Origin of the sequence: Fusibacter sp. A1 (assembly GCF_004125825.1) — a bacterium.
In the GTDB taxonomy this organism is placed as follows: domain Bacteria; phylum Bacillota; class Clostridia; order Peptostreptococcales; family Acidaminobacteraceae; genus QQWI01.
This window is the reverse complement of the sequence record NZ_QQWI01000012.1, coordinates 39,963-60,943: the sequence shown is the minus strand read 5'-3', so window position 1 is coordinate 60,943 and position 20,981 is coordinate 39,963. Positions and strand designations below refer to the sequence as shown.

The 20,981-nt window shown below is 38.8% G+C and carries 21 protein-coding genes; 3 read left to right on the top strand and 18 right to left on the bottom strand.

Annotation, left to right across the window (positions count from 1 at the left end; all coding sequences use genetic code 11):
* Positions 1–159: 159 nt before the first annotated feature.
* The 5 genes from DWB64_RS15860 to DWB64_RS15840 form a co-directional block, all read right to left on the bottom strand.
* Positions 160–645 (bottom strand): GNAT family N-acetyltransferase, encoded by a 486-nt coding sequence (locus tag DWB64_RS15860; protein WP_129489222.1) that lies wholly within the window; start codon positions 643–645, stop codon positions 160–162.
* Positions 646–815: 170 nt separating this feature from the next.
* Positions 816–998, bottom strand: a complete 183-nt coding sequence (locus tag DWB64_RS15855; RefSeq protein WP_129489221.1) for a hypothetical protein — start codon at positions 996–998, stop codon at positions 816–818.
* A gap of 57 nt (positions 999–1,055) precedes the next feature.
* Positions 1,056–1,643, bottom strand: coding sequence for a hypothetical protein (locus DWB64_RS15850; protein ID WP_129489220.1), 588 nt, complete (start codon positions 1,641–1,643; stop codon positions 1,056–1,058).
* A gap of 473 nt (positions 1,644–2,116) precedes the next feature.
* Positions 2,117–2,518: a hypothetical protein gene (locus DWB64_RS19315; protein ID WP_164980452.1), complete on the bottom strand. Its 402-nt coding sequence runs from the start codon at positions 2,516–2,518 to the stop codon at positions 2,117–2,119.
* A gap of 211 nt (positions 2,519–2,729) precedes the next feature.
* A complete protein-coding gene (locus DWB64_RS15840; RefSeq protein WP_129489218.1) occupies positions 2,730–3,650 on the bottom strand; it encodes a hypothetical protein in 921 nt (306 codons plus the stop codon).
* Here DWB64_RS15840 and DWB64_RS19685 point away from each other — a divergent pair.
* Positions 3,637–3,807, top strand: coding sequence for an IS3 family transposase (locus DWB64_RS19685; RefSeq protein WP_129489217.1), 171 nt, complete (start codon positions 3,637–3,639; stop codon positions 3,805–3,807). The two genes, DWB64_RS15840 and DWB64_RS19685, sit on opposite strands and share 14 nt — an antisense overlap.
* Positions 3,808–3,826: 19 nt before the next feature.
* On the opposite strand, the gene DWB64_RS15830 is transcribed toward DWB64_RS19685, so the two are convergent.
* The 6 genes from DWB64_RS15830 to DWB64_RS15805 all read right to left on the bottom strand — a co-directional run bounded on the left by DWB64_RS15830 (position 3,827) and on the right by DWB64_RS15805 (position 11,043).
* Positions 3,827–5,998, bottom strand: a complete 2,172-nt coding sequence (locus tag DWB64_RS15830) for a hypothetical protein (protein WP_129489216.1) — start codon at positions 5,996–5,998, stop codon at positions 3,827–3,829.
* 788 nt (positions 5,999–6,786) lie between these two features.
* Positions 6,787–7,011, bottom strand: coding sequence for a hypothetical protein (locus DWB64_RS15825; protein WP_129489215.1), 225 nt, complete (start codon positions 7,009–7,011; stop codon positions 6,787–6,789).
* Between the two features lie 112 nt (positions 7,012–7,123).
* Entirely contained in the window at positions 7,124–7,369 is a 246-nt protein-coding gene (locus DWB64_RS15820; RefSeq protein WP_129489214.1) for a hypothetical protein, read from the bottom strand.
* A gap of 948 nt (positions 7,370–8,317) precedes the next feature.
* Positions 8,318–9,001: a class I SAM-dependent methyltransferase gene (locus DWB64_RS15815; RefSeq protein WP_129489213.1), complete on the bottom strand. Its 684-nt coding sequence runs from the start codon at positions 8,999–9,001 to the stop codon at positions 8,318–8,320.
* 14 nt (positions 9,002–9,015) lie between these two features.
* A complete protein-coding gene (locus tag DWB64_RS15810; RefSeq protein ID WP_243118992.1) occupies positions 9,016–9,486 on the bottom strand; it encodes an N-acetyltransferase in 471 nt (156 codons plus the stop codon).
* A gap of 282 nt (positions 9,487–9,768) precedes the next feature.
* The gene (locus DWB64_RS15805; protein WP_206736689.1) at positions 9,769–11,043 is read right to left on the bottom strand and encodes a stalk domain-containing protein; all 1,275 of its coding nucleotides are present in this window, start codon (positions 11,041–11,043) and stop codon (positions 9,769–9,771) included.
* A 283-nt stretch (positions 11,044–11,326) separates the two neighbouring features.
* On the opposite strand from DWB64_RS15805, the gene DWB64_RS15800 reads away from it, so the two are divergent.
* Complete coding sequence (locus tag DWB64_RS15800) at positions 11,327–12,670, top strand: PTS galactitol transporter subunit IIC (RefSeq protein ID WP_164980451.1); 1,344 nt, start codon at positions 11,327–11,329, stop codon at positions 12,668–12,670.
* A 73-nt stretch (positions 12,671–12,743) separates the two neighbouring features.
* On the opposite strand, the gene DWB64_RS15795 is transcribed toward DWB64_RS15800, so the two are convergent.
* Positions 12,744–13,469, bottom strand: a complete 726-nt coding sequence (locus tag DWB64_RS15795; RefSeq protein WP_129489210.1) for a YebC/PmpR family DNA-binding transcriptional regulator — start codon at positions 13,467–13,469, stop codon at positions 12,744–12,746.
* A gap of 251 nt (positions 13,470–13,720) precedes the next feature.
* Here DWB64_RS15795 and DWB64_RS15790 point away from each other — a divergent pair, with 251 nt between their 5' ends.
* Entirely contained in the window at positions 13,721–14,914 is a 1,194-nt protein-coding gene (locus DWB64_RS15790) for an OFA family MFS transporter (protein ID WP_129489209.1), read from the top strand.
* 41 nt (positions 14,915–14,955) lie between these two features.
* Here DWB64_RS15790 and DWB64_RS15785 read toward each other — a convergent pair whose 3' ends face one another.
* From DWB64_RS15785 to aroF, 6 genes are all read right to left on the bottom strand, one after another.
* Positions 14,956–16,269: a hypothetical protein gene (locus DWB64_RS15785; RefSeq protein ID WP_129489208.1), complete on the bottom strand. Its 1,314-nt coding sequence runs from the start codon at positions 16,267–16,269 to the stop codon at positions 14,956–14,958.
* A gap of 96 nt (positions 16,270–16,365) precedes the next feature.
* Complete coding sequence (locus tag DWB64_RS15780) at positions 16,366–17,022, bottom strand: PEP/pyruvate-binding domain-containing protein (RefSeq protein ID WP_129489207.1); 657 nt, start codon at positions 17,020–17,022, stop codon at positions 16,366–16,368.
* 18 nt (positions 17,023–17,040) lie between these two features.
* Entirely contained in the window at positions 17,041–17,790 is a 750-nt protein-coding gene (gene nadE / locus DWB64_RS15775) for an NAD(+) synthase (protein WP_129489206.1), read from the bottom strand.
* A gap of 85 nt (positions 17,791–17,875) precedes the next feature.
* Entirely contained in the window at positions 17,876–18,673 is a 798-nt protein-coding gene (locus DWB64_RS15770) for a prephenate dehydratase domain-containing protein (RefSeq protein ID WP_129489205.1), read from the bottom strand.
* A gap of 1 nt (position 18,674) precedes the next feature.
* On the bottom strand, positions 18,675–19,748 hold the full coding sequence (locus tag DWB64_RS15765; protein WP_129489204.1) for a prephenate dehydrogenase/arogenate dehydrogenase family protein: 1,074 nt from the start codon (positions 19,746–19,748) through the stop codon (positions 18,675–18,677).
* The gene (aroF, locus tag DWB64_RS15760) at positions 19,738–20,742 is read right to left on the bottom strand and encodes a 3-deoxy-7-phosphoheptulonate synthase (protein ID WP_129489203.1); all 1,005 of its coding nucleotides are present in this window, start codon (positions 20,740–20,742) and stop codon (positions 19,738–19,740) included. Before aroF ends, DWB64_RS15765 begins: the two co-directional genes overlap by 11 nt.
* Between the last annotated feature and the right edge of the window lie 239 nt (positions 20,743–20,981).

The following is a 20,981-nucleotide window of genomic DNA, read 5'->3' as shown; positions in this document are numbered from 1 at the left end:
AGTACTCCTATTCTTTATGAATTAGTATCATATAACGTTCCTGGCACTAGCAATGTAAGCGAGTCGCCTTAGCGGCCTGGAGCGGGACTTGACCAGTTATCGCAAATCCCGTGACAGAGCTTATGTTGCTAGTGCTCTGTTATGTAATGTATGTTGCTATTAAATCATTAATTGATATCTGTTTGAATTCTCCCTAAAATCACCGAAACTATTATTTGAGCCATTTGATATCAATTGAAAGCCTAACTTCTCATGCAGCCTGATGGATGGCAAATTTCTATAGTCAATATTTGATTGAATTTTGGAAACTTCCCTGTTTTTCAACTCATTAATTCCATAGTTTATCATTGAAATTGCCAGCCCAATATTTCTATAGCATTTCTTAGTTTCCAGTCCCTCAATTAACCATTCATTATCGCAAAATGGTGAACTCCAAAACCTACATATCCCTATTATCTTTTCATCTTGTAAGGCAATTACTGTAAACTTCTCACCTTTTACGATACCATTAAACCAATCACTAAACCATTTGGCATTTGATTGTTTTTCTTCATCGTATTCATACTCGAAAACATTCAAAATATTGTCAATGATTGCAGGTCCAGCATCACCAGTATAGATGATCTCAATTTTATGATTTTTCATTTGTTTTTCCTAACTTTTATTTGCATTTCAATTGTTTTTTCCCATAGATTAAATTCATATATCGCATATCGTTGTGAGCACTACCAGTGTAAACGGCACGCCTTAGCGGGTTAGCGCGAGCCTTGCTTCAAAGTTAATGCAAGTGGCGCGACAATACACATTGGTGACTGTCACGGATGTGTGATATCTTCAACATTCTCCGAAATTTCAAAGTCTATATCGTTTAAACGATATTCAGAGATTTCGAAGCCCCTATTTAGATTGAACTTCCTTGAAACGATTTCACTCGACTCAAACTCAAATCTTCCCCTTATCCTTCCTGCTTTTGGTTCAATACTTATTGTAATGTTCAAATTAAATCCACTCTAAATTAATTACAGTGATTTCTCCCTAGTGTATGATTATCTAATTCAATCAAGCAACCATCCACTGAACTCCCAGAAAGATATGACTTTAAAATTAAGTGAAGTCGAGAACGATTGTAAATTGGATTTCTTTTCTATGAACCCAGTTTCATTACTGTCGCTCAGTTCATAAAACTCAAAACTGATATCTGCATTGTACTTGCCAGTATACAGTGATGCCTTCAAATCAGGGTGTAAATCATAGATTTGATCTAAAACATCTCTAACACTTGCGGTATAACTGTATTCATTTTTATCATTCATCCCCGCAGTAATAAAGGTGTCCAATCCCTGCGATTTTGCGACTATTTTGTTGTCTTCACTTGTGATCGTTATCCTCGAAATACAAGAGTCATTTCCAATCACTAGATTCGTACTTGGTGCTACTTTTGATAAATTAACGCTAAACTCTACATTTGATTCTGGAGTATAATAGTTACGAATACCAATCAAGTCAAGGCAATAGTCATTTGCATAGATCTTAGATTCCTGGGAAGGAAGTGCTAATAGGGCATTGTAACTGACTTTTAGACCAATAGTTAATAAAAACAATGTAATAATCATTGCAAAGAATAAAATAAATAGTCGTCTCATCAATACTCCTTCCCACAATTGACAGAGTTCATGTTAGTGTTAGTGATCTCTGCCGTTAATTATGTACATAGCTTTTCAGTGCTACGATTTCGTTTCTCTAGTCTAAAATAAAACTCTTCCTCATCAAATTTCATTACTTATCCGCTATCAAATAAGAAGTGCTTAATCATCTCCTACCTAGAACGATTCCTTACAAGTATACAAAAAATCACCAATGTATTTGGTGATTTAAGGTAAATTTAATATTGCAGCTGACTAGTTGATTCTACCCTAAGCAAGAGTAATAGAATGTTCTCGGTGTCATGCACTCATACCTTCAACTCATACCTTCAACTCATATATCGCATAACGTTGTGAGCACCACCAGTGTAAACGGCCCACCTTAGCGAGTTAGCATGAGCCTTGCCGCAAGGTATGTAAGGTGCGTGACAAAGTTTTTATTGGTGGGGCTCTGTTATATGAAGTGGTAATGATTATTCCTTACTTACTTTTTTCCAAACTGATTTGATGTCTGTTCCTTCTTCACCCTCAAACAATATCTCATGAATATTCTTCATATCTTCTTTAATCTCTATGGTAAAATTTCCAGTTCGCTTATTTAAAATACTGCCAGACAAAACATAACGCATTTTGATGTAAATTCTATTTTCTTTTGAATAACTTTCATAACTTTTAAATGCTAGAGCGCTATTCATGGTTGATCCTGTAATAAAAATTCCATTATCACTTATTTCCATCTCATTTATGTAAATTGATTTGGCTGAAACAATTGAGCCTATCTCATAATAATAAATATATAGCGACACGAAACCGAAAATTATAAGTAAGATTACTGACAATGCCGCAAGAGAATGTTTCTCTTCCTTTTTTTTCATGTTTTTCACCTTTATTCTTTTGCATGTTAAATCTTTACTCTTTCTATTTCTTCTTTATCTTCTTTTTTCATTACCATTGCATATAACGTTGTGGGCGCTACCAATGTAAACGGCCCGCCTTAGCGGGTTGGCTCTGACCTTGCCACAAGTACTACAAGGGGTGTGACAAAGTTCATAGTGGTAAGGCTCTGTTAGCAGACATCAATATCCTTCAGATTATTGTGGCCTTGATTCTATTAATTAGCTTTCTTTTCAAATCTTCTTCATCAGTCCAAACGATATGATTAAATTGTCTTGTGTCAAAATGTAGATTTGTGATGTCACTCTCTCGACATGTAAAAATTACTGGCAAACCTAAACCATGTGCATATCCTGCTTCATAATACACACCCCCACGATGTCCAGTAAAATCACTCACTAGGAATTTACTTTGCTTAATCTCCGCGATAATTTGATCACAAATTTTATTATTATGTTCAACTACATCAATACGCTTTGGTTCATAGCCACAAGCACTAATCGCTTCATGGATTGTATTAGAAGCAGGATTCATTTCTGGACTAAACCACATTGCAATAAATACCTGATTTGATGTACTGATAGCACTTTGAAACTCATAGAGTTTACTCCAGCCAGACGCTGTAATCTTAATATCAGTAGGAATTGAAAGTGATGCTTCTACAAAACCAAGCTCCATCAACATCTTTAAGATAAAAAATGAGGAATTAGTATCCCATACTTCGGGATACATTATAGGCTTATCAAACATTGTAAATGCAACTTTATCCCCTGAAAAACTACTCAACCTCTGAATATTGACAAGTGCTAACTCCATTCTTCGAAACACGTCTTTTGGGTACTCGTTCAATATCATATCTTTGGTCATAGGTATATAAATGTCAATCTCACCCTCTGGTAACTTGTTGAAAATACAAAACTTCTTCAGACCTCCTATTGACCTTGCACGTAATACAGAAGAGATTTTCGCAGACTCATTCGTGTCTACACTAATGTCTACATCCGCTTCTTTAGTTATCAAGTAGTCTCCACAAATTGGGCAGTTCACCTCAATAATCGAAGTTCCTCTTTTAGTAATTGATTCATTTGCATTATCACAAATGTTACAATGCATTATTTTCTCCTTTCTTGCACAGGATATTGATGTTTCTGGTGTCAGATACTCTCAGCCTGATTATGTAAATTGGTACAACAAACATCGACTTCATTCATCATTAGGGTACATGTCACCGTTGGATTACAAATTTTTACACCTTAAGAAAGTTGTCTAACAAAGTGTTGACATTGCAATCATGTTAAGCTTGCTACACTACGATATAGATCTCTCAAATGGAGTTCAGACATATCTAACAAAGGTTCATACATAAATGAATTTAAGTGTATGTTCTCAGGTGTAATCAAATTCACTTGTTCCAACAATGATAGTATCTCATCCTTTTCAGGGAACACTTCTTCGTATCTATTATATAGATCACGAGTTTGGTTTTTCTCGATTTTCTCAACAAAATCAGGATCGTTTAGCTTATCAATCATATGTTGTTCTGCTTTAAGTCTAATTCCTATTGCAAGAACTAACTTATTTTCTAAATTGATATAAATGTATTCCTCAGCCATTATATTATTACAAGTATCATAAATAAGTTGTATAACTGATTTATTATTTTCATCAGGTGTAAAGCTATTTTCTTTAGATTGATTAAATACATTGTTATACAGTTTATGCATATCCTTAACTCTATATCCCATACTACTGTTCTTCAAATGCAACAGAGATGTTAGTTTTTTATATTCAGTATCTTTATTTCCTTTTGTATACTCTATAATATTTCTTGCAAAAGGAATTGTTGCAATGAATATTTTGCTATTTGTACTATACTTTGTTCTAAAATAGGCCAATGGATTATAGTACTCCGCTTTATGTAGTTTAATTTCATTTTGATCTTTAGTAGCCATTTTACAATAATCTCTATGGATATTAAGCCTACTTTGAAGTGTTCTGAAAAAATCATAATTATGAGTTAAGCTAATCTTGAAGAAATAATCTTCCTTGACAATATCACATAAGTACTCAATAATCGCATATTTATTCTTATAATCAAAAGAATCTGCAATATCATCTACAATAAAAATTGTTTGTTGCTTTTGATCAATTCTAGATTGAATCTCAAAAATGACTTGCAATAGATATAGAGCACGTTCCTCACCCTTACTCAGAATCTCAAACAAAGTTTCTCTTTCAATATTTACTTCTTCTTCAGCTTCTTTGAACTTAAAGTTCACTACAGGAACATCATTGTTCAGGATTACATCTCTTTTATTTGCTACCTCTAGTTTAAATGGTACATAAAATCTCTTATTGAAAATTGCAATCACGTTTTCCCAAGATGTTCTTTGTTTGTATGCCTCAACACCTATTTTGGAAATTTCCGCTTTCCCATTTTTGTATGCCTCTAACAATCCTTTATATAATTCATCGACTTCACATAAATAAGCTTCCCATATTTCTTTTTTGAAGTTACCCATATCTTTCAAATGAACTAAAATATTAGAATTCTTCTCAAGGTAAACTCTAAAATCTTTTAAGTCCTTATTCTTAGTTATTGCCTTGTCAACAGCTTTAAAGCGTTTGTTCAACTCACTATCACTTAGAATAGCGTTCTTCTCTTTTTCAATGATATCCATAAAATCCTTTTTACTTTTTATTTCTTCTGTTCCTGAGTCAAGACTAAGAACTACCGAGTGCTCTGCATCAAAAAAACCATCTGTATCAAGAACGTTAGATACATTTTCAGCATTATTATGATTAAAAACACCTTTTCTTAAGAACTTTGATTTATCGAGTAATTCATAATATTTTTCAATATATTCTTGAAGCAAAGTATTGAAATCCTTTGTTTTTAGAAACTTTTCAGTTTTATCATTAAATATGTTGTTATAAACTAAGCTACCAAAAGCATGAGGTTTTGAAAAATCTAAATTCATTTCAAGCATTTCAATAACTTCCAGAAAATCTTTCCCTTTAAATGATTCAACAAACTCTTGTTCAACACCATTCTTCATGCCAGACAACTGTACTAGCTTATCAATTAGTAATTGCTTTGATTTATCAATATCATTATGAATAGCATCATATTTTTTCTTTAAATCCTTATTTACTAATAAAGTTGACATACGTTCATTATCGAATGAGGGTCTATATGATTCAATAATGCAGATAATTTTGGGATCAATTCCATTGCCTTCTTCATCTGTGATCGAGCGAGTTGTTGGTCTTGCATTCTTATAGACTTTATCTTCAGTTTCAATCCCCATACTATAATCCAACAGTGTATTTGCAAATGATGTTTTCATTGTACCATTAGGTGCATATATTAAATACTTTGTACTTTCAGACAAATCAAATGTATGCTGCAATGATTTTATCCCATAGCAATTTCTAAAATCGACTTTCAAACTTTTCATTCTAACCTCCCTATAATCAAATGTAACATCAAAGACGTAAACTATTAACAAGGCAATCCAATTTCACCATTTTAGAATACTCTTACCAACATAATTAGTATAATTGAGCTTATTTAAGGGAAACGGAGCTTGACACCAATAGGTTCATATAAAAGTATTTTTTTAAAGATTGCATATTTTTTTACGAATTAAGGAGCGCACTAATTTCGCATAGTCGAAATAAATTACTGATTAGACTTCCTAAATTCCATTTCTTTTTTTTATAAAGGGATTCTAGCCCTTTTACATTCAACACTCATGATTCCGAGAACTTCATTATAAGTTTCTTTATGGACATCGTTGTAATGGATCGTCCATTCAATAAAAAATTCGAGAAAGTTATCAACATCGATACGGAATGCAAATAGATGAGTCTGGATGAATCAATAGTTCTATTTGATAACTTGTTTTACAAAACATCCTCATCAGCTACTTTAAGCGATTGAAGAACCTGACTTGATTTACCTTAATTTTTATATCGATTTTAATATCTACTATAGACTTCGTCCTTTGTATTCTAACTCAACAACTAAAATGTTATGCTTTGAAGATACTTTATCATAGTCTCCTAAGTTGTTAATAATTGCCTGTTTCCATGAAGTAGCCAAAGTGATAAATTCAGCAATATTGTAAACACCTAAATTTTGTGTTTTACTAATCGTCTCTCAGCATGTCTACGACTGATAATGTTTTTAATTATCGCTCTATCAAATACAGGTGAGTTCAATAGTTGAAAATTTTATATTGCGTTATCTCTTCCATTCATAACCTTTTTTTACTGTAGTGTTAATAAACGCATTTAAGCCATCGCCAGCTTCCGCCAACTGTTTCATTCTTTCAACATGATCTCTTCCAGCACTTTTATAAGTGAAATAGTATAATCCGCCACCTTTAAATTGAACTGTTATTGAATCACTGTCAATTTCATATGCTTGTACTCCTGAATCGCTATCAATATCTTTATATCTAATCAAATAGTGCCATCCTTTCTATAATGCGAACTCACCTGTTTTAGTTAGAATTATAACTAAGGAATTACGTTACGTTAATTGCGCCCGTGCTTTAGTACATGTCACCAGATTTCCCTTACTTCTTTTTTGTCTGTGCTAAAGTACTTCCTGCGGCTCTCTTAGATGATTTTGAGGTTCTAGCATCTCGTAATACTTTAGATGCTGCTGATGCTGCTTTCGTTGACGACTGTTTTTTAGGTGCATTTTTTTGAGTTAAGGCACTGCCTGCAGCTGTTTTTGAAGTCTTACTTGTACTTTTGCTTGTTAGTGTTTTTGACGCACTAGTTGCTGCTTTTGGACCAGTCATTTTCTTATTGGGCATATTCTTTCTCCTTTTTTCATGTTGGTCATGAATTTACTGACATCCTTATCTAGAGATGCTATTATACATTTCACTAAGAATTATCATGAGTTATAGACATGCTAGATAAACACTTATTGCATTGAAGAGTCATCTTGGATGTCAACTGTATATTGATATATGGGTACCAACACGTTCAGCAATTACGTCAAGATTTTCATCTAAATTACATCTTGCAATGCTACATCAAACAACTAGTTCCTTTCTTACTCTGATTGAGCAAACTCAAAATCCTCTATATTCCTACTAAAGCTTTTTACACTCAACTTATCAGTTATGCTTAACCCCATTCGATTGCACCAACAGCAATACCCCAAAACACAAACTGATCAAACTTGAGCTACATGAAAAAATGGCTGCTAACTTATTCGATGCATACGTAAAGCCTATCCAAGAGACTAGCCCCATAATAATCGATGCAATGATAAACAGTACTCCTGTAATCAGTTTATTCCTACTCCCCATCCACCTGCTTCTCCTTCGTTACACTTTATGTACTCTGCTTTTATAAGGAACAATACATTCTTTAGTTGATTCTGCTCATACAACGACACTTTTCATAATTATGCATAAGGACTATAATCTGTTAATGCCACAATCCAATTTTACCATTTTAAAGCACCTATACCAACACAATTAATACCTATGTGCAGATATACTCTGATTTATAGTTACCTAACCAGTTTTAGATACACACTCTCACTGTATCATTAATCCAAGCATATAAATCACTAATCCATTAGGGATTGATGCTTTTCTGTAAAAAAATCAGCACTTTTCCAATAAAAAAAGATGAAAGATCTCTCTTCCACCACTAATCTGTTAATCATTTAATCCTCTAATCATCAATCATCAATCATCAATCATCAATCATCAATCACCAATCATCTTCTTCATTCCTCCAATTCCTCATCTCGCTGTAATAATAAATCGTTCCTCTGGTAAAATCAGCCTACCATTGAATGTATGATCAGCAATAAGTTTATCTAGCATTTCTTTGTTTTCATCAAGTGTGTAGTCTTTACTCATATGCATTGACGACAGATGTTCTGCAAAATCAGTTTCGTTTTCAAAGACTAAAGCACACTCTGTAAACTCCTCAATTTTGATGTCTTCAAAACCGCCATCCATAAGCCTCTGCTTAACTTTTTCAAGTGCGCTGTATGGATGAATGCCTAGTATGACGCCACCGGGTTTGAGTATCCGTTTATGATCATAAATGGAAGTGGGTCCTCTTCTGTTATAAATCATGTCATATTTATTGCTTTCAATTTTGTCCATTTCGTGGGTATGCAAGTAGATGAACTCTGTGTTCACCTTGCCCTGCTCGTGCTTCAACTTATTAGCGATACTTATCAGTTCTATGGCACTGTCCCCACCTGTTAGCTTTTTTGTGTAGTCAGACATTTTTAAAGTGAACTCACCGTGACCGCATCCGACATCTAAAACATTTGCATAATCAGGTAGTAGCTCAATGAGCCTTTTTTCGAATTCATCCTCTCCAGATAGACCTTCTTTTACAAAGTGAGCATCACTCTTATACCCATGATTTCTTTTCGCTATGTTGTTATACCATTCTTGACACTTGTTCATAGGTTCACCTCTATTCAATTTTGTGATGCTAAGTTCTTCATCATTAAAAACTCAGTTACATCGGATTTATATAGACCATCAATTTTTCCTACTTCTTTATATCCGATCTCTTCATACAGCTTTTTTGCCTTTGGATTGAAATCGGCAACGACTAAAAAGCATTTTGAGTAGCCTTCACATATTACCTTTTCAAAGTAATTCATCAGCTCTTTTCCAAGACCGTTATTTCTATATTGGCTTCTGATTGCAATGATATGTAAGTACGGGAAACTATGAAAGGCACCGTTCATTTGACACCATAGAAAACCTACACACTCCTGTTTATCGTTGAGTGCAACCCATACTTCTTCTTTTTGAAAACCTTTATTTATGGCTTTTTCTGCTTTCCCAGGTTGGGAAAAATAGATCCTTCCCAATTCTGAGTTCACTAAAGCTTCAACACATTCATCTATATAGTTGTTACTTCCCCTTTCAATCTTAACCATTACTCTTCTCCTTTGTAGCATATCTACCCGACTTCAACTAGTTAACCTTTATCCATTACAGCGAAAATCAGCAAACTGCACTGAGCCTAACCTAATCATCTTACTATAAAATTGGCATAATTTTCATTAAAGAACTACTATAGCTATTTTATCAAAACCAATAAAAAAAGAGATGAAAGATCTCTCTTCCACCCCTAATCTACAAATCAGTTAATCAGTTAATCTTCAATCTTCAATCTTCAATCACCAATCACCAATCACCAATCACCAATCACCAATCTTCTAATACCTACTAACCAATCTACCGCTCCCATCATAAAGCTCGGCAGGATCACCGTCATTGTTCCAGATGTAGCTTCCTGTCCATCTTAAATCGCCGCTACCTTGCCCTGAATACACAGTGACCGTTTTGCCTGCTTCTAGCAGATAATCGCCGAAGGTATAGGTTTGGTTTCCTGTTACACTCACAAGCTTATAAGCCTTTAGTTGAACAGCTTGGTCCGATGTGTTTTTTATGACTACTTCTTCCGAACTAAGTCCTACACTTACGATAGACACGGCATTTGTGTTGTCAGTCGGCTGTTGATCCTCTAGTGCTGCGTTGATTTCATCTGGATTCACGTTGTCGAACTCGTCGTTGATTACGTTGCCCTTAAGCTTGTAGGTGAAGCTGTAGTGGCTTGGAATCTGTGTGGTTGTGTTTGGGTAGGTAATCACAGCGACAAAGTCTGTGCAGCCCCCTGCGTCTCTGATAACCTGTTCCATGTAGGCCTGGTCACCGTGACGGTTTAAGGTGCTGTCTTGCGGTGTGATGTTATAGGCATTGGATACGCCGCCTAGACTGTCTGCAATGACATGCCCTTCATCCAAAGTAGCGCTTTCTACTCCAGGAACCTTGGCTTCATCGCGGTAGTATCTACCTGTTGACAGTACAGGTTCTGTGGCATCGTCTTGCAATACGATTTTGTCGGCAGTTACTTTTACCAGTTGTCCGTATTCATTGGTGTAGGCCCAGTACTGCCTATCTCCAAAACCGATATCGACAACGACATTTGGCTCCCTGTGCCCTGATAAGTCACCACCGTCAACTTCAATTAATTTATAACCGCTCGCCTCTAAACCGCTATTGTCGATTACCGGCTTGTCAATCGATACTGTTCTTGTTACTCCGTCCCAGCCTACTTTTGCACCAGTCGCCTCTGCCACAAACCTTGCAGGCACAAGGGTTCTGCCGTTTAACACGGTGGCTGCAACATCTAAGGTCACTTCTTTGTCGTTTACAGTAGCTTTTATCTGATCGATTTGCAGCTTAATGACAACTTCGCTGTTTGATCCTGTTACCGTTCTTGTCACAGCGTCCCAACCGACTTCGAGCCCCAAAGCTTCGAATATGGCCCTTACCGGCAATACGGTTCTGCCCGCTATAATTGTTGGATTAACATCAAATACTAGTGCGGTATTGTTTACATTTACTTTGATCTGGTCTTGTGTGTCTCCGAAAACTGCATTACTAAAGCAAAGTGCTGCGATTAATACTAGCGTGATTAGTCTTTTCATAATTCCTCCATTTTTGCCTTATTAAAGTTTACATAATATGCACAACATGCACAATAAATAGTAACACCGAACGTATGCAATTACAACAGAATACAATTTTAAAAAACACAAAAAAAAGATGCTTTTTACAGCACCTTTAAATCTCGTTATAGATTGTTTGTCTTTCGCCTCTTGTAATAGTTCACGACACTTTTCAGCTTTCTTGTGAAACGACATGATATTCATTGTATTGAAAACAAGTATCACTTATTATGTAAGTAACAATTATATAAAGGAGACTACTATGTTGCAACTTAAAACCGCACTTGACTACTTTCTCGGTTTTCAACCTTTTGTCATGCTTCCAATTATCATTTTCACTTTTGCTCTCTTTTTTAGAATCAAGCTTTCAACGGCCGTCAGGTCTGCGCTTCAAATAGGCATCGCATTCATCGGTATCTTTATGACCATTGATTATTTTGTAAAGTTGATGAATCCAGCCATTAAGGCGCTTATTGCAAAATCGGGGCTCGATGTACCTGTTCTCGATATCGGTTGGCCACCGCTGGCAAATATCACTTGGTCCTTCGATTATGCACCTTTGCTACTGATCTTGTTTATTGCGATCAATGTATTGATGCTGCTCAGCAGAACAACGAAAGTGGTGAATATCGATATTTGGAACTATTGGCATGTTATTTTTTTGGGAGCCTTTATCTATCATACAACCGATAGCTTGACCCTGACACTCATTTTTTCTTCGATCAGTTTTATATTGACACTGAAGATAGCGGATTGGAGCGCCCCTTTGACGAACTCCTTGATGAACATGGACGGTATTTGCATTCCACATCTATCATCGAATATTCATTTTCCGATAGCCTACTTTCTGTCAAAACAATTGGACCGCATACCATTTATACGAAATAATGATGCGAATCCTGCCTATGTTCAAAAGAAACTCGGCATTCTTGGAGAGCCAATGATCATTGGATTCATTTTAGGTATTCTGCTAGGTATCGCTAGCGGTTATGACCTTGAGGCGCTTCTAACATTGGCATTCGGTTTTGCTGCTGTCATTTACATTTTACCTAAGATGGGTGGTATTCTTGGTGAGTCACTGATTCCAATATCAGAGGGCATGAAGGAATTCATTGCCACAAGGTTTCCAAAGCTTGGCCAGACCTATATCGGACTGGATGTTGCGGTTTTGTTTTCTAACCCATCGGTTATTGTTGTCGCATTATTACTGATACCGACATCGATCGGCTTAGCCTTAATCCTACCAGGGATTAATTTCATACCGATGGCGGACTTGACCAACCTACTCGTTCCTGTCGCCATGATTAGTGTTGCGACTAAAGGCAATATGATTAAGTCCTATATCATCGGTGTTCCAATCGTCGCCGGTACACTTTACTACGCGTCGTTTTTCGCTCAGACCTTCACAACGATGAGTATTGAGTCACAGCTAGTCATTGATGGCTACGACGGCGTGTTTACAAGTTTTTTAGATGGTGGCAATCTCTACCGCGGATGGCTTGTCAATTTATTGCAATTGGATACGATCAGCTTGATTGCCTTTCCCTTTATCGTATACCTATTGATTTACACTTGGAAAAGTACAAGAAAAGAATTGGTTAAATAAAAAAACAAGCTGTGATTTTTTGCGAAATCATAGCTTGTTTATCTTTGTTGCCACTCGGGCGGCGCGAACGAAATTAGTTCGAGCTTTCATCCCAGTTATGGTAAATGTTTTGGATGTCGTCGTTGTCTTCGAAGAGGTCGATCATTTTGTTCATGTACTTGATGTCTTCTTCGTCTGTTAGTTTTGTCATGGTTGTTGGCAGGTATCTAAGTTCTGCCATAGAGAACTCGATTCCTTCTGCAGCTAGTGCGTTTCTTACCGTACTGAAGTCTTCTACTTCTGTGTAAACTTCGAAGTGGTCTTCTTCTACTACAAAGTCCTCTGCGCCTGCTTCGATCACTTGCATTTCTAGTTCTTCTTCGTCCATGCCTTCTACTTTATCGATGACAAGTACGCCTTTTCTGTCAAACATAAAGCTTACAGAACCGTTTACGCCTAAGTTACCTTTGCCTTTAGAGAAGTAAGATCTGACATCTGCCGATGTTCTGTTCGTGTTGTCTGTAAGACATTCTACAAGTACTGCGATACCGCCTGGTCCGTAGCCTTCGTAAGTCAGTTCAGAATAAACGACACCGTCAGAGTCTCCTGTACCTTTTTTGATGGCTCTATCGATATTGTCGTTTGGCATGTTTGCAGCTTTCGCCTTTTCAATTGCCGTTGCAAGTGCCGCATTGTATTCTGGATCTCCGCCGCCTTCTTTTGCAGCTACTGTGATGTATCTGGCAAGTTTAGTGAAAATTTTAGCTTTTTTTGCATCCTGCTTACCTTTACGGTTGATTATAGTACCTATTCTGCCCATTTTTTTCTCCTTTTATATAAGCTCCTTTAGAGCGTTATTTCTGCATGACCATTTTAGCACGAATCCATAGCTAAAGACAAGTTAAAGCGCCATCAATCGGCTCTAAGACGCATACCTTTAAATTCATAACAGAAAATTGTGGCTATTCTATGAACAAACCTTAACTTTTATTTACTTTATTGAATAGTTAGAAAGGTTACGGTATAATAAGTCGTTCATAAACATTATATATATTACAGGAGGTTTTACAATTGAATACGACTAAAAAAGGTTGGATTGTCGTTCTTGCAGGAACGGGCATCAACTTGGCGTTCGGCGTACTCTATGCATGGAGTATTTTCGGCGGTGAGTTGCAAGAAACACTAGGATGGACAAAGACTCAAGCATCTTTGCCATACACAGTAGCGATTATCATGTTTGCAGCTATGATGATTCCTGCTGGACGTTTGCAAGACCGTATTGGACCAAAATGGGTCGCAACTATAGGCGGAATTCTCATTGGACTTGGCTGTATTTTAGCTGGATCATTGACTAGCCTATGGGGACTTGTTTTCTCATTCGGTATTTTAGCTGGTTCGGGTATCGGTTTAGGCTATGCTTCAACTACACCTGCAGCAGTAAAATGGTTTGCACCAGAGAAAAAAGGTTTAATTACTGGAATTGTTGTCGGTGGATTCGGGCTTGCTAGCCTTTATATCGTACCACTTAGTAAATTCCTGCTTCACGAATACGGCGTGTTCCCATCATTCAGAATCTTAGGTATCCTATTCTTAGTGATCACAGTGCCGCTAGCACAACTTGTTAACAACCCTGAAACTCCTGTAGTATCTACACACCCTGCACATGCCAACAAAAAGTCTTACGACTTGACATCAAAAGAAATGTTGAAAACAAAAGAGTTCTACCTCCTTTGGTTCATGTTCTTCGCAGGCGCGACTGGTGGTCTTATGACTATCGGTGGTCTTAAAACAATTGTTAAAGAAATCCTTGGCGCAGATGCGGCGTTCCAGCTTGTAGCTTTCGCTGCGATTGCAAACGCACTTGGCCGTCCGGCTGCCGGAGCTATTTCTGGTAGACTTGGTCGCGGTAAGACAATGACTATTCTTTACCTTTTACAAGCAACTGCGTTATTCTTCTTTAACAGCTTATCTGGTTTCCTTCCAGTATTCGCTGCGGCTTGTATGATCTACTTCGCTTATGGTTCAATGCTTTCTGTATTCCCATCAGCTTGTGGCGACAACTACGGCACTAAAAACCTAGGTCTTAACTACGGCATCATGTTCTCAGCATGGGGCGTTGGCGGTATCGTCGGTCCTATGATCGGAAGTAAGCTTGCCGATATGACTGGCGACTACACACTTGCGTTTACACTTGCTGCAGGTATGTTACTGGTTGCTGCGTTCATCGGTTTCATCTACAAACCATACGTACACAAAGAAGCATAATACACAAAATGAAACAGCCTCCAATGATGGAGGCTGTTTTTTTATTCGGTCAACTTGAAATTCAGTTCGTACTCGATGTCCCGCATCGCTTGCACAAAGTCAGCTTCTAGCATTTTGTCATCTATGATATAGTTCAGCAGCGACTCTGAGAACCTGCTTCTAAACTCATCGTACTGTTCAATGTCTTTTCCGACCGCTAGGATTTCACCGCTTTCGATGCCATCTATAAAATCAACAATCAGATTCTTGATCAATGTCGGCATTTTAGCTTTTTTGATTTCTGAAAAATAATGGTCGGTAGTCGAAGCGTAGTTGTACACATAGTTGAGGTACTCATAGACCAGGTCCAAATCATCCGATCGGTTATTGATATAGTAGCCGGTCGTGCGGTATTCATCGACCGCATCCATGATCATGATCGGTTTATCTCTATATAGTTCATCAGGGGCATAACCCTCGAGATACACATAAGGTACCTGTCCCACTGGGTAATAAGGAAGCCATCCACCTTCATCGAGCACTTTTTTCACATCATTATCAAATCTGTCTACCGCGCTAAGTATCTTGGCTTTAATATCCTCTACCGAATGGAGTTGAGCATCGACTGCTGCGAACTGCTCATTTGCATACATTTTCTTGAGTCGATTCGCACGCGTCAAAATATCCTCGATGACAAATTCGTAGCTTTTCTTATCCCGGTTGATAAAGAGTCTGTTCGGGAAAAAATCATGACTGATGGCAGAATAGGTCTCACTATTAAGTATCGGAGTTTTCGATTCAAGCCAGGCGTCAAGATAGAGTTCTACTTCCTCAGCACTTAATTTCCCTACCTTATCTGAACCGAACAGTTCTTTTACTTTCACTTTATCCACATAAGAGAGATCCGCTATGATAGAAAAAGGCAGGTAAGCGCCCTCTTTCAGGTTTTCATTCATCTGGTGATCGAGTCTATCGTAGGATATGGCCTGTACGCCACCCGCTTTTTCAAGGTCCTCTCCCAAGCTGAAAACACTGATGGTCGGTGTTTTTACCTCGTATTGCAGGATCAGATCTGGAGGACTGTCGCTGATCATCAGCCGCGTCACTTGCTCGGTATAGTCATCTTCTGAAACCGCTTCTAGTAGGATCATCTCCACTTTGCCTTTATAGTCTTCATGATGTATCAAAAATGCTTCCATGAGCCACTTATGGGTTTCAAAAACAATGTTTCCTCGAATTGGTGACGAATAATCATACTCAAGATATGGCATGAGAACAGTCAATCTGTCGTCTTTTACCTTTCCTAATCCGTCATCAGAACCGCATGCTGTCAGCATTAATGCAAGAACCATGATAACTATAATTCTACCCCTCATAAAACACACCTCCCATTTATATCCATGGTAGCATTTGTAATATGATTTAGCAACAAAAAAACCGCCACTCGTTAGAGCGCCGGCCTAAAGCTCGTTTTATCTACCTAAAAAGAATTTGGATAGTGATTGCATAAAGTTACTGAATGTCGGTCTTTCTTTGTTTTCTACAATCATCGTCGGTGGCAAGTTCAAAAAATCAGGTGAGAAGGATTCTGTCTTCGAAAGTACCTTTGAACCTTTTTGCTCCTGTACCATCAACACAACCGACAGGTCCTCATAGGATTCACGGTCATGTCTGATTGCATTCACCTGTTCCATACCCCAGATATTCTGCCACGTTTTTATGACCGTATCAGAAAAGACTCGAAAGTCGGCAATATCGGTCACCGTGATCGGCTGCACCGTTTCAACAGGGTCACCTGTACTTACATCGATCATCTGACCCCAAATAGTCACCGGTTTCTCAAGCTTCTGATAAAATGTCATGAGTGAGTTTATTTCGTCCGTCGAATACTTTGAATTTGAAAAGTGAGAGGCGATCGTTTTTGATGCGAGATCCGATTCAAGCGACTGGACCACATCAAAGATAACATCACTGATTTTGTTACGTTCCATAAACTTATGATATACAGATGTCGATACGATAAAACCTTTGGCCACGTCTACTTCCATCTTGGTAAGCTGCCCGATTTCCACCAGGTCTTTTCCTACCAGCTGTATATGTCTATCATCCACTTCAGATAACCAAATCATTTAAGCCCCCTTGAATGTTTAGTTATGAGCATCCCAGTTCGGGCAGGCCGGTGGCATGTTTCTTTTGTGTTCCGAACGCATGTGCATTCTTTCGATGATCTCCTTGTCCTTTTCAGGTATTTCCTTGCCTGTCAGGTGGGCGTCGATATAGTCATAGGTCGTACCCATTTCGGTTTCATCGGTTTGACCTTCCCATAAACCAGCTGACGGTTCACGTTCAAGCACCGATGCCGGTACTCCTAAAACCTCACCCCATTCGTAAACTTCTCTTTTTGTAAGGCCTGCGATAGGAAGAATATCCACACCGCCATCACCATATTTAGTGAAGTATCCTGTATAGACTTCAGCTGCATTGTCGGTTCCGATGACCAAATAGTTTTTGAGGTTGGCAACCGTGTAAATAGCACTCATTCTGAGTCTTGCTCTTAAGTTGGCATCCGTCAGCCTTGAATTGATCTCTTTATACTCAAGTTGCCCTGTTATTTTACCTAGTATCGAAGTATGCTCTTCAGATAGTTCGACTTGGATATGCTCTATGCCGATCGCATCAGCAAGTGCGAGCGCATCACTTCGATCGTTTGGACTGCTTTTGATCGGTAGGATGACGCCGAGCGAAGTTTCTGGAAAAGCCTTTTTCATAAGTGCCGCACATACCGATGAATCTATCCCGCCTGACAAACCAACTACCAAACCGTCACATTTTGCGTCGTTCACTTTGTCCTGTAGCCATTTGACTGTTAACTCGATTTTTTCTTCAATAGTCTTCATATTCATCTCCTATGTTGTTCATTACTATTATTATAGATGATTCTACGGCGTAAATGAAGACTGATTTTATGAAAACGCTCTCTATCTATTTTTTTAGGCATCCAAGAATTTTTGTATCGACGCAGTTTTCTTCAAAAACCCCCACTACTTCTTGCACATCCGATCCATTTGGAATATCAAGTTCGATGTAAAACCTATACTCTCCTAATTTATAAGGGTGCGGTCTGGAGTGGATCGCCAGGATATTCACGTTTAAAAGGGCAAGGGGTGCCAGTAAGTTGCTAAGGGCTCCAACGGTGTGATTAAGTTCAAAGGTCAGCATGCATACGCCATGGGTCAGTTCCACAGCCCTCCCCCTTGCAATTGTGACAAACCGGGTCTGGTTGACTTGATAGTTTTGGATGTTCTTTTCAAGTAACCTATAAGAGCCTCCCCTATAGCAGTGCTCTGTCGTTATCGCCGCACACAGGACTGGATTGTCACTGAGCGACTTAAGTGCGAGCGCAGTGCTATCTGTCAGGATAACCGGTACCTTCATCCGGGCTAAAAAGGATTTGCACTGGTCGTGCGCCTCCCTTTGCACATAAACCATTTCTATATCCTCTACACTCATGCAGTTCAAACTCACCAGCATATGATCGATTTGTAGCTTATAATCACCGACAATCTGGCAGTCACCTAACAGCAGCGAGTCGATGACAGGGCGTATCAGTCCTGTAGTTGAATTCTCCAGTGGTACGATACCGAAAGCCCCGCTTCTTCTTACACTTTTTATGACCTCTTCAAGATTAGGTGAGAACACCGGCATCCGATCCGGCGCATAAGCAAGCGCCGCCTGATGCGAAAAGGTTCCCGCTCCCCCTAGACAATGTATGGCTTCCATATCAGCTCTCCTGTACTAGTCTGCTTTTTTCAATGATCGTCGAATAGATACCAAGTATGTGCTTGTCGAATTGGCTTGTCTCAACCGTAGACTGCACGCGGTTGTAAACCTCTTGCTCCCTTGCGCATTGAACGATTTCGAGCTTGTGGTTTTGCTTGATTCCGCCAATTTGCTTGGCGGCTGTCAGTCTGCTTTTAAGCAGTTCAGCCACATGCTTGTCGATCGTGTCGATTTGCTGTCTCAGTATGCTAAGCTGCTCCCGTTCGTTCAAGTTTTCGAGCCAATCGTTGATCGCACTTGCTTTGGCGTTAGATGCCACCTGCTTGAACTGCGACAGTTGTGAAATCATGTTATCTACAAGATGCACCAACGAGTCCTGATTGAACGAAAACACCTCAGACCACAACATGCGGTCGGCAGCGGCAAGATGCGACTGTCTCTTATAGCTAGGAGGCATCAAAAGTTGGTTTCTATTTGTCAGCATCGCATCCTGTAAAAAAGCCATTAAATGCGTAAGGTGGCTGACACTCGCATAATAAACGTCATGATCGTGCTCATCCATGCACACTACGGTTTGACCAAGTGCTTCGATAAATGATTTCAACTTTTCAAAACCTGCATGGTTCTTTCCGCTATTCATCAAAACCATTGTAGTGCCTGTAATTTCTGTCTTGTGGCTGTTTTCATATCCTGTGCTGACATCACCGAAAATCGGGTGTGCTCCGATGTAGCAGCTATCTATCATCGCCTTCTTTGCGACTTTTGCCAGTCTCTGTTTGGTGCTGCAAAAATCAGTGACAATGCTTCTATCGTCGATCAGCTCAGTCGGCATCGTAGCAAGATAAGTGGCTGTCACCTCTTCTCTTGTCGTGAGCATGATAAGGTCAAATCGATCCCTCACGTCATAAATGCTCGCGTATACGTTTTTCAAACCATCCGACACAAGCATATCCCTCGTTTGACTGTCAGGCTCTACAACCGTGATATCCTGGTTTGGATCAAGTTTGAGTATCGCCCGTATGTAGGATCCTCCGATCAGTCCTGCTCCGATTACCATAATCCGATTAAATAACATTTCGTACCTCCTCAAGGATCGTCATTCTCTTAGCTAAAGTTCTCAACTGGTTCATGTCGATAGTCTGCATTCCATCGCTGATCGCCCTGTCCGGCTCATGATGCGCTTCAATCAATAAGCCGTCTGCTCCCGCCGCAATGGCAGAAAGCGCTACAGGAAGAACAACAGCCCTTATTCCGGTTCCGTGCGAGGGGTCTGCAACCACAGGTAAGTGGGTCAGCTGTTTTAAAAGTGCCACAGCATTGATGTCAAAGGTATTTCTTGTCATCGGTTCAAAGGTCTTTATGCCCCTCTCGCATAGGATGATTTTAGAATTTCCATGCACGTAGATGTATTCAGCCGCTAAAAGGAATTCCTCGATGGTTGCCGAAGGTCCCCTCTTAAGCAGAATAGGAAGATCTGACTGGCCGCATCGCTTGAGCAGTTCAAAGTTCTGCATGCTTCTTGCTCCTATCTGGATACAGTCCAGGTACTTTTCAGCCTCATCCATATGCCTTACATCCAGCACTTCTGAAACAGCGGCCAGTCCATAATCATCCGCTACTTCCCTAAGTAGCTTCAGTCCGTCTACTCCTAATCCCTGGTAGCTGTAGGGTGATGTTCTGGGCTTAAATGCACCACCTCTTAAGATTTTGACACCGGTTCTTTTCAGCTCTTTTGCGATTTTTCTCATCGTCGCCTCATCCTCGACGGCACATGGTCCAGCCATGATGGTCGCACTCCCTGCGCCTATGCTTACGTTTTTTATTCTTACAATCGTATCCGCATGCTTATAGTCTCGGCTGACCAGTTGGTAGGTGCTTCTAATCGGCAATATGTTATTAATAAAAGGAGCGTACATGCTTTTACCTAGTTCAACACTGTGTTTCTGGTCCATCTGAAAAATCGTGTTATGACCGTCTTTGATTTCGACAAAACTTATCTTCGTTTGTTCTAGTAAACCTTTGAAAATATTCAATGATTTTACATTGATAGGTTGCATTTTGACAAGCATTTTAAATCCTCCTTAGATTTAGCTAATAAAAAAAGCGGCATATCCTTATGGATACACCGCTTAGCTTAAAGTTTGACTACACTTATGATTAACCTATTTGGAGATACCCATTTCTTCTTCGATTGTATGTAAAGTAACCTGCGCTAAAATAGAAGCCCAAGTAAAAGAAGAAAAAGAAATATGTAGTTGCAATACTGAGTTTTAAGTTAGTCATCGTATTGTCCTCACAGGTTCTGGTT